The organism is Streptomyces sp. NPDC058663 (genome assembly GCF_042716745.1).
GTDB lineage: Bacteria > Actinomycetota > Actinomycetes > Streptomycetales > Streptomycetaceae > Streptomyces.
This window is the reverse complement of sequence record NZ_JBHXRV010000007.1, coordinates 64,091-76,512: the sequence shown is the minus strand read 5'-3', so window position 1 is coordinate 76,512 and position 12,422 is coordinate 64,091. Positions and strand designations below refer to the sequence as shown.

9 protein-coding genes are annotated in these 12,422 nt (G+C 73.2%); 3 read left to right on the top strand and 6 right to left on the bottom strand.

Features of this window, described 5'->3' with window-relative positions; translation table 11 throughout:
• The first annotated feature begins 283 nt into the window (after positions 1-283).
• The gene (locus ACFWVV_RS07090; RefSeq protein WP_384348922.1) at positions 284-1,438 is read left to right on the top strand and encodes a PLP-dependent cysteine synthase family protein; all 1,155 of its coding nucleotides are present in this window, start codon (positions 284-286) and stop codon (positions 1,436-1,438) included.
• Positions 1,439-1,455: 17 nt separating this feature from the next.
• Here the strand turns inward: ACFWVV_RS07090 and ACFWVV_RS07085 are convergent, their stop codons facing one another.
• Both ACFWVV_RS07085 and ACFWVV_RS07080 read right to left on the bottom strand, forming a co-directional pair.
• A complete protein-coding gene (locus ACFWVV_RS07085) occupies positions 1,456-1,980 on the bottom strand; it encodes an SRPBCC family protein (protein WP_384348925.1) in 525 nt (174 codons plus the stop codon).
• 156 nt (positions 1,981-2,136) lie between these two features.
• The gene (locus ACFWVV_RS07080; protein ID WP_384348928.1) at positions 2,137-2,976 is read right to left on the bottom strand and encodes a DeoR/GlpR family DNA-binding transcription regulator; all 840 of its coding nucleotides are present in this window, start codon (positions 2,974-2,976) and stop codon (positions 2,137-2,139) included.
• A 275-nt stretch (positions 2,977-3,251) separates the two neighbouring features.
• On the opposite strand from ACFWVV_RS07080, the gene ACFWVV_RS07075 reads away from it, so the two are divergent.
• Positions 3,252-5,618 carry a hypothetical protein gene (locus tag ACFWVV_RS07075; RefSeq protein ID WP_384348930.1) on the top strand — a complete coding sequence of 789 codons (2,367 nt, stop codon included), beginning with the start codon at positions 3,252-3,254 and terminating at the stop codon, positions 5,616-5,618.
• On the opposite strand, the gene ACFWVV_RS07070 is transcribed toward ACFWVV_RS07075, so the two are convergent.
• From ACFWVV_RS07070 to ACFWVV_RS07060, 3 genes are all read right to left on the bottom strand, one after another.
• Positions 5,588-7,996, bottom strand: a complete 2,409-nt coding sequence (locus ACFWVV_RS07070; protein ID WP_384348933.1) for a right-handed parallel beta-helix repeat-containing protein — start codon at positions 7,994-7,996, stop codon at positions 5,588-5,590. The genes ACFWVV_RS07075 and ACFWVV_RS07070 overlap by 31 nt on opposite strands.
• 163 nt (positions 7,997-8,159) lie before the next feature.
• Complete coding sequence (locus tag ACFWVV_RS07065; protein WP_384348936.1) at positions 8,160-8,996, bottom strand: MOSC domain-containing protein; 837 nt, start codon at positions 8,994-8,996, stop codon at positions 8,160-8,162.
• 100 nt (positions 8,997-9,096) lie between these two features.
• Complete coding sequence (locus ACFWVV_RS07060; RefSeq protein ID WP_384348939.1) at positions 9,097-9,663, bottom strand: DUF6643 family protein; 567 nt, start codon at positions 9,661-9,663, stop codon at positions 9,097-9,099.
• Between the two features lie 173 nt (positions 9,664-9,836).
• Here ACFWVV_RS07060 and ACFWVV_RS07055 point away from each other — a divergent pair, with 173 nt between their 5' ends.
• A complete protein-coding gene (locus ACFWVV_RS07055; RefSeq protein WP_384348942.1) occupies positions 9,837-11,195 on the top strand; it encodes a TerD family protein in 1,359 nt (452 codons plus the stop codon).
• A 9-nt stretch (positions 11,196-11,204) separates the two neighbouring features.
• Here the strand turns inward: ACFWVV_RS07055 and ACFWVV_RS07050 are convergent, their stop codons facing one another.
• Positions 11,205-12,383: a glycosyltransferase gene (locus ACFWVV_RS07050; protein WP_384348945.1), complete on the bottom strand. Its 1,179-nt coding sequence runs from the start codon at positions 12,381-12,383 to the stop codon at positions 11,205-11,207.
• Positions 12,384-12,422 lie beyond the last annotated feature (39 nt).

Here is a 12,422-nt window from a genome sequence, read left to right as displayed (position 1 = left end):
CTCCTCCGTTGCTGCCCCCGTCTCCTGATGCGCAGTCTGCAGGGGGGAGAGCGCGCGCACCAGGGGGAGCGGCGCACGGATGGGCGCATTCCGCCGACTGCGCCCCCATGTCACCTGCACGGTGGCACAAGGCAGTGCTATGGCTGCCCAAAGTGAACGTTTGTGCAGGTCGGCGGCTTACAGTGGCGCGTGCGGGGGTGCTGTGCAGTGCGCCCATGTGCGAGGCACGGCATCCGCACACCGACGTACGCAAACCCACGGAAGAGCACGAGGAGTGGCGCGGATGAGCATCAGCGACCCGGCAGGACCCGGCGGTGCCCCTCCGGCCGTCCGGACCGACGCCGTACCGACCGTCGACGTGGACCGCAGCGACGCACAGTACCGGGCCTGGCTCAAAGAGGCCGTGCGCAAGGTGCAGGCCGACGCCAACCGGTCCGCCGACACCCATCTGCTGCGCTTCCCGCTGCCCGAGCAGTGGGGCATCGACCTGTACCTCAAGGACGAGTCGACGCATCCCACCGGCAGCCTCAAGCACCGGCTCGCCCGCTCGCTCTTCCTGTACGGGCTGTGCAACGGCTGGATCCGGCCGGGACGTCCCGTCATCGAGGCGTCCAGCGGTTCGACCGCCGTCTCCGAGGCGTACTTCGCGAAGCTGATCGGCGTGCCGTTCATCGCGGTGATGCCGCGTACGACCAGCGCCGAGAAGATCCGGCTCATCGAATTCCACGGCGGCCGCTGCCACTTCGTCGACGACTCACGCAAGATGTACGAGGAGTCGGCGGGCCTCGCGGCGGAGACCGGCGGCCACTACATGGACCAGTTCACCTACGCCGAGCGGGCCACCGACTGGCGCGGCAACAACAACATCGCCGAATCGATCTACCAGCAGATGAAGCGGGAGCGCTATCCCGAACCCAGCTGGATCGTCGCCACGGCCGGCACCGGCGGCACCTCGGCGACCATCGCGCGCTACGTCCACTACATGCAGTACGACACCTTCATCTGCGTCCCCGACCCGGAGAACTCCTGCTTCTTCGACGGCTGGACGCGGGGCGACCCGCAGGCCACCAGCGACTGCGGCTCACGCATCGAGGGCATCGGCAGGCCGCGTATGGAGCCTTCGTTCGTGACCGGTGCCGTCGACCGGATGATGAAGGTCCCGGACGCGGCGAGCGTGGCGGCCGTACGGGCCCTGGACGCGGTCATGGGGCGCAAGGCGGGCGGCTCCACCGGCACCGGCCTGTGGAGCGCGCTGAAGATCGTCGCGGAGATGCTCGAACAGGGGCGCACCGGCAGCGTGGTCACCCTGATCTGCGACCCGGGCGAGCGCTACCTCGACAAGTACTACTCGGACGAGTGGCTGGCCGGTCAGGGGCTCGACATCGGCCCGTACGCGGCCACCATCGACGAGTTCCTGAAGACCGGCGTCTGGCCCTGACAGGCATGTCCGGCGGCCTACCCGGCGCGCGGACCACCGGGTGGCCCGTCGTTCGGGCCGCCCGGCCGTCCGCCGCTCGGGCCGCCCAGCCGCCCCTCCAGCGCCCGCAGCGCGTCGCGGAACGCGCGCCCCACCCCGGGGCGCGCCGCCCGCAGCACCAGCCGCAGCGGCGCGGGCCCGTCGACCGCCATCGTCCACCGCACCCGGGTCCCGGCCCCCGCGGGCCGGATCCGCCAGTCCTCCAGCATGGCCCGCACTCCCGGCGCGGTGGAGACATCGACCCGGTACGCGTACCTGCTCGACGGCTCGGCGGCCACGACCGTCTCCATGAACTTGGTGCCGCCCCGCAGATGCACCTCGCGCCCCCGCTCGGTGGGCCGGGCGAACGTCACCGCCGAGAACCAGCGCGGCCAGTCCCCGGTCTCCTCGGCCAGTGCCCGGTAGACGTCCCCGGGCGGTGCGCCGACCTCGCCCTCGAAGACCAGCCGTACGGGCGCGGACTCGGCGAAATCGAGGCCGACGCCCCGGAGTTGGCGGACCATACGAGGTGAACCTCCGGGTCTGGGGGACGGCAGGGGCCGGCAGAGCGCCACGTCGGCGGGGCGCCACGTCGGCAGGGTGCCGCGTGGGCAGGGTGCCGCGTCGGCGACGGACCCGCCGCATTGAATGCCTTGCCGACAAAGGTAGTTGACTGCCCGTCAGTTGTCGTGCGTATCGCCCGGGTCGTCCGTCTCGCCGGCCACCACCAGCCCCGGCAGATGCTCCGCCGCCTCCTCGCGGGCCACCGCCGGCATCCCCCGGTCCGTCACGAACGTGTCCACCTGGTCCAGTGCGGCGAACGAACTCAGGCCCACCGTCCCCCACTTGGTGTGGTCGGCGACCACCACCACCCGGCGGGCCGAGCCCACCAGCCGCCGATTCGTCTCGGCCTCCGCGAGGTTGGGCGTGGACAGCCCCGCCTCCACGGATATCCCGTGCACCCCGAGGAACAGCACGTCGAAGTGGAGCGAGCCGATCGCCCGGTCCGCGACCGGACCCACCAGCGAGTCCGAAGGGGTCCGCACCCCGCCGGTGAGCACCACCGTCGCAGCCCCCGCCCCGTCCCCGGCCGCCTGCCGGGCGGTGTGGAACACATCGGCCACCCGTACCGAGTTGGTCACCACCGTCAGGTCCGGCACCTCCAGCAGATGCCGCGCCAGGGCGTACGTCGTGGTACCGCCGGACAGGGCGACGGCGCTGCCCGGCACAGCCATCGCGGCGGCCGCCCGCGCGATGTCCTCCTTCGCGGACAGCTCCAGTGCCGACTTCGCCTCGAACCCGGGCTCATGGGTGCTCGCCTCGGAGACCGGCACCGCACCGCCGTGCACCTTCTCGACGACGCCCTGACGGGCCAGCGCGTCGAGATCGCGGCGGACCGTCATGTCGGACACGTTCAGCCGCCGGGTCAGCTCGTTGACCCGCACACCGCCGCGCCGCCGCACCTCGTCGAGGATGAGGGCACGCCGTTGCTCCGCGAGCAGGTTCTGATTCTCGGTCACTGCGGACCCCGGTCCTTCTTCTGGGCGTAAGGGCTGCTCATCCTTCCACGTGCGCTTCCGCGGCTCCACGGACGGTGCGGGAGGCGCCCCGCGGGGCGGGCGGTGTGCGTGCGGTGGGGGCGACTTGCGAAGAATGTGCGGCAGGGTGGGCAGGAAGGCCCGCGTCCGCGATGCTGAAATCCCGCCCTTCCTTCCGGTGCCGCCCCTCCCGTCCGGCGCCGCCCCGCCCGTCCCGCCGCGCACCCCGTCGTACGTCCGCGAGAGCGAGCCCCGAAGTGTCCCCACCGCCCGCCGTCCCCGACGGCCCCGCACCCGCGCTCGAACTGCTCGTCCACGGCGTCGGCGGCGCCACTCCCGAGGAGATGCTCGGCGACCCGCGGACCGTCAGGGTCTCCGGCGACCGCACCGCCGCCGTGTTCCGCCGCACCGAGGACGTGGGCGCCGAGGACCGGCCAGCCGACTACCGCCAGAAGCCGGTTCCCGAGGCGTACGTCTGGTCCAACCTCACCTCCGGCAACGGCATACGGGCCCTCTGGCTGCTGCTCCTGCCCTTCATGGTCATCAACCTCGCCCACTGGATGCGCCCCAGCACCGCCGGCCACGCCCGCACCACGAGGCTCTACGGCGTCCTCGTGCGCCTCGTCGCCCTCACCCTCACCGTCCTTCTCGTCGCCGCCGCCTGCGAAGTCGCCCTCGACCTCGTCGCCTGGCAGTGCGCGGGCTCCCGGACCTGCGCGGAGAAGAAGTCCTGGCTCGGGTTCCTGTCCGCCGCGGACGGCGGCTGGTGGAGCCCGCCCGGCCGCCGGATCGCCCTCGCCGCCGTCGTCCCCGCCGCCCTCACCGGGCTGCTCTGGTACCTCTCGCACCGCACCTGGAGCGCCTACGAGTCCCAGCAGCCCTTGCCCACCGCCGCCGAGGACCCGGAGGCGTCCCGGTGCCCGGCCCTCGGCCGTCCCGGCTTCTGGTACGGGCGCAGGCTGGTGGCCCGGCTGCGGGGCGCGCACACCGGAGCCGGATTCCTCACCGTGGCCGCCGCCCTCGCCGTGCCCACCGCCGCCCACGACCGCTCGGCGCCCGGCTCCCTCCTGGACGTGCTCGGCTGGACGCTGCAGGGTGCGCTCGCCGTCGGCGGGATCGTCGTCGTCGGGGTGATCTGCCGGCGCGGACGCAGCGAAACCCGCTTCGACCGTTCCCTGGACCGCGCCCTGACCACCCTGCTGCCCGCCACCGCGCTCGCCGGGCTCGTACTGGCGGTGCTGTACGCGGGATGGTCCCGGCCCGGATGGCAGTCCGCGGGCCGGCTCACCGGCGGCGCACGGGGCTTCGGCCTGCTGACCCTGGCGCAGCTGCTCCTCGTCCTGGCGCTCGGCGCGGTCGCGCTGCTCCTGCACCACCGGGCCCCCGTCGTCCGCACCGCCCTGCGCGGACTCGGCGGTCCCGCCGTCGCCATGCTGGCCTGCGCGCTGGGCGGGGTCATGTCCGGCGGCGTCGCGCAGCGGGTGGCCGACTGGCTCGACGGCCCCGGCACCCCCGGCATGGCCGGCGGAGCCGCCGACGCGCTGGCGGGCCCGCCCGTCCTGCTGACCTGGCAGGCCTCCGTCATCCCGCCGATCCTGCTGGTGCTCCTCCTGCTCGCCGCGCACTACGCCGTCCGCACCTGGCGCACCCGCCAGGCGCTGGCCCGCCGCGTCGAGGCCGACTACCCGGCCGCGGACCCCGACCCGGTACGCACCGGCCGCATCGCCCTCGCCCGCGCCGCCGCTGGGCTCACCGACCTCGCCCCCCGCATGACCGCCGTCCTCGCCACGCCGGCGCTGGTCCTCGGCGGGGTCGCCCTGCTCGGTGCCCACCTCTACGACGAAGTGCCAGGACGGGCCGCCAGGGACATGCCCCCACCCGTGGAGGCACTCACCCACACCTCGCAGGCCCTTGGCTCCTGGCTGATCGGCTTCGGCTTCCTGCTGTTCGTCACCTGGGGCAGGCGCGCCTACCGCGACCCCAAGGCGCGGCGCACCATAGGGATCCTGTGGGACGTCGGCACGTTCTGGCCGCGCGCCGCCCACCCCTTCGCCCCGCCCTGCTACGCGGAACGCGCCGTCCCCGACCTGACCTGGCGGATGGCGACCTGGACCGAACGCACCGGCGGGCGGCTCGTCATCTCCGGCCACTCCCAGGGCAGCGTGCTCGCCGCCGCCGCGGTCTGGCAGCTCCCGCAGCGCACCCGGCACCAGGTCGCGCTGCTCACCCACGGGGCACCGCTGGAGCGGCTGTACGGGCGCTGGTTCCCCGCCTACTTCGGCCCGGACTGCCTGCGCCACCTGCACGACGAGGTCGACTGCTGGCGCAACCTCTGGCGGCACACCGACCCGATCGGAGGCCCGGTCCGCGTCGCTCCCGACGAGGGCTGCCATCCGGTCGACCACCCCGCGCTGCTGGACCCGCTCGCCTACGGCCGCACCCGTGAGCACCCGCTGCCCGCACCGATCCTGGGCCACTCCGAATACCAGGCCGACCCCGAGTTCGCCGTCGAGCGCGACCGGCTCCTGGCGCGGCTGCCGCAGCCGCGACTGCCCCGTCAGGGCGCCGGGCCGGCCTCAACCCGCCCACCGAGTCAGGGCAGTTCGGGCAGATCGTCCGGGTAGAGCAGGGTCAGGTCGTCCGTGGACACCTCGGTGAACTGGGCGACCCGGCCCGCGTGCCGCTCCACCATCGACTCGAAGGTCTGCCGTGCGGTGCGCCCGTTGCCGAACGCGGGCCCCTTGGGCAGCGCCGTGAAGTACTTCAGCAGCGCTTCCGGAGTACCCGTGCCCAGCCGGTACTCGTGGTCCTCGGCCTGCTGCTCCACGATCCGCAGCAACTCGTCGGGCTCGTAGTCGAAGAAAGTGATGGTCCGTGAGAAACGGGACGCCACACCGGGGTTGACCGACAGGAAGCGTTCCATCTCCGCCGTGTAGCCCGCGACGATCACCACCACCGCCTCCCGGTGGTCCTCCATCAGCTTCACCAGCGTGTCGATGGCCTCCTTGCCGAAGTCGCGCCCGGAGTCCTCCGGCGAGAGCGCGTACGCCTCGTCGATGAACAGCACCCCGCCGCGCGCCCTGTCGAACGCCTCCTGGGTGCGGATCGCCGTCGATCCGATGTGCTCGCCGACCAGGTCGACCCGGGACACCTCCACCAGGTGCCCGCGCTCCAGCACCCCGAGGGAGGCGAGGATCTCGCCGTAGAGCCGGGCCACCGTCGTCTTGCCGGTACCGGGAGAGCCGGTGAAGACCAGGTGGCGGCGGACCGAGGCCGCCTTGAGGCCGGCCTCGAGGCGGCGGCGGCCGATCTCGATCATGTCGGTGAGCGCGCGCACCTCCTTCTTCACGCTCTCCAGGCCCACCAGTGCGTCGAGTTCACCGAGCACGTCCTGGGAGTCGCGCGCGGGCCCGCTCTCCGCCGCAGGTGCGCTGCGGGCGGTGGGCGGCTGCACGGGAATCTGCGAGAGCAGCCCCGGGGACTGGGTGGCGGTCAGGGTGGCCCGCGGGGGCTCCGGCGCGGTCGCCGCCTTCACCCCGCTCTCGTCGCTGGTGCAGTCCTCGGCCACCGGACCGTCCTCGGCGAACTCGTAGCCCCCGCGCGCGCACCGCTCGGTGCGGCACCGCGTCAGCGTCGTGCGGCAGCCGTCCATGACGTGGAAGCCGTAACCGCTGCTGCCGGTCACCCGGCAGTTGTGGAAGGTGCCGCGCCCCTCGGCGGACACGTAGAAGCCGGACTCGGCGGGGGAGGTGACGGTGCAGCGCTCGATCCGGGGATCGGCGCCCTTGGTGACGATCACGCCCGTCTGCACCCCGTCGATGGTGCAGCCCGCGAGGGTGCCGCCGCTGCCGTGGTCACGGAACCAGGCGCCCGTGGACGCTTCCTTGATCCGGCAGTCGTCGAGCTGGGCGATCGCCCCGTCGCTCACCGAGACGGCAGTGTTGCGCACCTGGGTGAGATCGCTGTCGACGAGGTCGGCGCGCGAGCCCCTGTCCAGCACGAAGATCGCGTCCGGCACGTCGTGCACCCGGCACGATTCGAGGACGACCGAGGCCCCGTCGCTCACCCAGACCGCCGGGTAGTCGCCCGTGCTCTCGTGGATCTCGCACCCACTGGCGTCCACCCGGGTCCCCGGGTCCCACACCGACAGGCCGTTGCGGCCGAAGCGGCGCACCGTGGACCGCGACAGCGTCAGCACCGCCCGCCCGCGCAGATCCAGCGCGTTCTCCGGAATGTCGTGGATGTCGCAGTCGGTCAGCGTCAGCACCGCGTCCGTGTCGAGGGTCACCCCGTCCGCCGAAGTCCGGTGCACGGAACACTCGGTGAGGTGGCCGGTACCGCGCGAGGTCAGCTGCACGCCGGTGCCCTTGACCTCGTACACCTCGCAGCCGATCGCCTCGACGCCGCTGCCCTCGCCGGTCACCGCGAGTCCGGAACCGGAGGTGTGATGGATCTTGCAGCGTTCCAGCCGCGGATGTGCCCCGCCGCTGACCGAGACCCCGGCCTGACCGGCCGCGAGCACCTCGCACTCCTCGAACAGGCCGCCCGCACCGTCCAGCACGCCGATGCCGACGCCACCCGGATTGTCGATGGTGCAGCGCCGCACCGTCGGCCTGGCGGCGCCCCGCACCTCGATGCCGACGGCGGACCGGGTCACGATGCGCAGCCCGGACAGCTCCGGGGTGCCGTCCTCGACCAGCAGGGCGGGCGACGCCGAGTCCTGCCCCTCCAGGCTCAGTTCCTGGACGACGGCGGAGGCGCGCACCGTCAGTGCGACGCCGTCCACCGGCGCGATCCGCACCGAACCGGCCGACCCCTCGGGGCCGCGCAGCGTCACCGCCCGCCGCACCACGAGGTTCTCCCGGTAGGTGCCCGGGGCGATGGTGAGGACGTCGCCGTCCCCCGCGGCCTCCAGGGCTGCGGCGAGGGAGTCGTACTCACCCGTGCGGCGCCGCCACCTGGAAGTTCCGGAGTGCGTCACCTGGACCGTGCCCTGTGCCATGGCGTTGCCGTGCCCCCACCTCGTACGTCCCGCGATTCGCTGCGAACTCGCTGCACCACCGTAGCGCGCGCGGGAAGCCGGAGTTGACCGGTCCGCGCAGCCCGGCGGCCGGTGCCCGCGCGGCTTCCCCGCGGGCCGGGGGCCGGTGCCCGCGGCGGGGCGGCTACGAGGTGTGGAGCGTCACCGGGTCGCCGATCCGCACCACTCCGGTGTTCTCCGGTACGAGGTTCTGGCCGAAGAGGAGGCTCGTACCGGACCGGCGGTGCCTGGCCAGCGTGCGCAGCGGTTCCTTGCCCCGCTCCGCGGTGTGCTGGTCGGTGGTGGTGACGATGCAACGGCCGCACGGCTTGGCCACCCGGAAGGACACCTCGCCGACGACGATCCGCCGCCAGTGGTCCTCGGCCCAGGGGGCGGTGCCGTCCAGGACGAGGTTGGGCCTGAACCGGTTCATCGGGAGGGGGCCCTCGCCCGGCGTGCCGCCCTGTGCGATCAGCGTGTTGAGGGCGTCCAGCGAGGCGAGGGTGGTGACCAGGAGCGGGAACCCGTCGGCGAAGCTGACCGTCTCGCCGGGGCGGGCGAACTCCGGGTCGACGGGGCGCCGGTGCGCGGGGTCGTCCAGGTGCATCAGCCGGGCCGCGACGCCCAGATGGCCGCTCAGCCAGGCGTCGGCGTCCTGCCCCGCGGGCACCGCCTCGTACTTGCTGCCGAACAGGCTGACCGGGTCCGTCCCCACTGGCTGCGGCACCGGTACGTCCAGCGGGTCCAGTCCCGGTGCGATCAGCCGCACCGCCCCGCCCGGCAGCGCCCGTGACGAGGCCAACGCGAGCCGTGGCTGCTCTCGTTGGGTGAGCGCCTTCCCCTGCGCGTCGGTGACCAGCCAGCGGCGGTCCCCGGCGGGGCCCCACGGCTCGATCGCGGTGTCCGGCGGCGCGAAGCCCCCCAGCGCCTTCACCGGATAGACATGCAGCGCGTGCACCGACGCGTGAACAGGATTCGCCATGCCCCCCATCCTGCCAGCACGGCCTGCGGGCGGGCCCGGCCAACAGCCGGACCCGCTCATGCCTCCCGTACGCCCGCGCGCACGTCCCGCCCGCGGCGGCTCAGTAACCCCTGCCGTCCTGCTGGTACTGCCGGTTGTACGGGTCCTCGTACGGAGCTCCGGCGGGCGCGGGACGCGGGGCCACGGGGCGCATCGCCTCGTACCCGCCCGGCGCGACGGGCCGCTGGGGCTGCTGGCCCGACACGGCGGCCGGGCGCGCGGGCTGCTGCCGCTGGGGCTGCATGGGCTGGGCGCCCTGGTAGCCGCGCGGCGGGCCGGCCTGCTGCGGGATGTAGGGAACCGGCGCCTGCTGGAGCTGCGGCACGGGAGCCTGCTGGAGGTGCGGCGCCTGCTGGTACTGCTGCATGGGCGCGTGCTGCTGCTGCTGCGCGGCGGGCTGCGGGTAGCCGTAAGCGGGCTGCGGGTGGGAAGGTGCGGCCGGCAGCGCGGGAAGGGCCGACGGAAGCGCCGGCAGGTAGCTGTTGCCGGTGTCGTACATGGCGGGGACCCGGATCGGGGCGATCTGGGGTGTGCCCCGCTCGGCGACCAGGGAGTCGTAGATCGGGGTGTCCGGGAAGGACGGGGCGGAATAGTAGCCGCCGCCATAGGTGGCGCGGGGGGAGGTCATGGCACATAAGTTAAGCCCAAGATGTTCTGGTTGGGGAGCCCGATAAGAGGGTTGTTTTCCGTGTGGCGAGTGGCGCAGGGTCACTAATCAGAGCGAACTTGGGAAAATCGGTCGTCTCGTAGCGTTCGGATCGTGTAGGGAACGGTCCATTTCGACTCGTGTTGGGGGCAAGCATGTCCATGCTCAAGGGAACCAATGTGCCGGTGCCGGCGCAGTCCGTGCGGGTCGAGGTCGGCCGTGCCTCAGGACCCGGAGTGCCGGAGGTGGACGCGTCCGCGCTGCTGCTGTCCGGCGGCCGGGTGCGCTCCGACGCCGACTTCGTCTTCTACAACCAGCCCGCCCACGGCTCGGGCGCAGTGCGGTACGAGGGCAAGCAGCCGGGCGCGGGCGGGGTGGTGACGGACACTCTGAGCGTCGACCTCGCGCGCGTGGAGGCCGCGGTGGAGACCGTGGTGCTCGCCGCGTCGGCCGACGGCGGCAACTTCGGCCAGGTGCCCGGGCTGTACGTACGGGTGCTGGACGCGGCAGGCGGGACGGAGATCGCCCGCTTCGACAGCCAGGACGCCACCGTGGAGACCGCCTTCGTGCTCGGCGAGCTCTACCGGCGCCAGGGCGCCTGGAAGTTCCGGGCAGTGGGCCAGGGGTACAGCAGCGGCCTGGAAGGACTGGCCACGGACTTCGGCATCACCGTGGACGAACCGCAGCAGGCCCCGCCGGCCTCGCAGGGCTATTCGCCCCCGCGGCCCCCGCATGTCCCGCAGCCCCAGCAGGCCACTCAGCCCCAGTGGACCCCGCAGACGCAGCAATCCACGGAGCCGTACCCGGCACCCCTGGCGCCGGCGCCCGCCCCCGCTCCGGCCCCTCCGGCTCCCGCTGCGCCCGCCCCCGAACCCGTACGCCTGACCAAGGTCACGCTCACCAAGGCGTCGCCGACCGTCTCCCTCGCCAAGCAGGGCGGCACCGGCGGCGCGATGCGCGTCAACCTCAACTGGGAGTCGCGCAAGCAGTTCAAGGGCTGGGGCAGCAAGCTGGGCCGGGCGATGGCCGTCCACTCCGACCTCGACCTCGACCTGTGCGCCCTGTACGAACTCACCGACGGCCGCAAGGGAGTGGTGCAGGCGCTGGGCAACGCCTTCGGCGCGATGCACCAGCCGCCGTACATCCTGCTCGACGGCGACGACCGCACCGGAGCGCTCTCCACCGGCGAGAACCTCACCGTGAACCTCGACCACAAGGCCCAACTGCGCCGCGTGCTCATCTTCGTGACGATCTACGAGGGCGCCCGCTCCTTCGCCGACCTGCACGCCACCGTCACCCTCACCCCGCAGAACGGCGCCCCCATCGACTTCTCCCTCGACGAGTGCACCGTGCCCTCCACCGTCGCCGCCCTCGCCCTCATCAGCTACGAGAACGGCGACCTCACGGTCCGCAGGGAGGCCCAGTACCTGGTGCCGCAGCGCGGGGTCAGCCCGCAGCGCACCGTGGACCAGGCCTACGGCTGGGGCATGAACTGGACCCCCGGCCGGAAGTAACCCCGCGGATCAGCGGTCCGGCGCGGCCTCGGGACGGGAGTACGTACGCCCCTTCCAGGCCGCGCCCCTTCCCCGGTAGTGCTGCACGGCGGAGTCCACCGTCATCAGCGTGTACAGCAGCGCAGTGAACGGCAGCAGCGGGGCGAGCGCCGCCGACTGCCGGTAGTAGCGGAGCATCGGCAGGTACGTGCCCGCCATCACCGCCCAGGCCGCGAGCCCCGCCCAGCCCGCCGCCGCGTCCCCGGTGAGGATCCCGGCACCCAGCGCGCACGGCGGCACCAGGTACACCAGCGCGAGGCCCACGACCGTACCGAGCAGCAGCAGCGGGTTGTGCCGCAGCTGGGCGTACGCACTGCGCGAGACCATCCGCCACAGGTCACCCAGGTGCGGGTAGGGGCGCACGCTGTCCACCCGCTCGGCGAGCCCCAGCCAGATCCGTCCGCCGGAGCGCCGCACCACCCGGGCCAGGGACACGTCGTCGATCACCGCGCCGCGGATCGACTCCGGCACCCGCGCCCGCATCGCCGCCTCCGTGCGCAGCAGCACACAGCCGCCCGCGGCGGCGGCCGTCCGGGCACCGGCCCGGTTCACCCACCGGAACGGGTACAGCTGGGCGAAGAAGTACACGAAGGCAGGCACCAGCAGCCGCTCCCCGTTACTGCGCACCCGCAGCCGCGCCATCAGTGACACCAGGTCGAAACCGCCGCCGTGCGCGGCGGCCACCAGTTCCCGCAGGCTGTCCGGCTCGTGGGCGATGTCCGCGTCCGTCAGCAGGAGGTAGTCCGGGCTGCTCGCACGGGCCAGCTCCATCCCGTACCGCACGGCCCACAGCTTGCCCGTCCAGCCGGGCCCCGGCTCGCCGGGCGAGACCACCGCCAGCGGCAGACCGCCGTACTGGAGGGACAGGGCACGGGCCAGCTTGCCGGTGCCGTCGCTGCTCCCGTCGTCCACCAGGATCACCTCGGCCCCGCCCGGATAGTCCTGCACGAGGAGGGACGGCAGACTGCACGGCAGCATCGCGGCCTCGTCCCTGGCCGGCACGACCACCACGACGTACGGCCACTGCCCCCCGGGCGGTGCGGTGCCGGGCGGCAGCCGCTGGTCGGTCCGCCAGAAGAAGCCCCGGCCCAGCAGCAGCCACAGCCAGGCGGCCAGCGATCCCACAGCGATCCACGCGATGACGCTCACCTGTCGCAGTGTGCCGTAGGAGGGCGGGCTTCCGGGGGT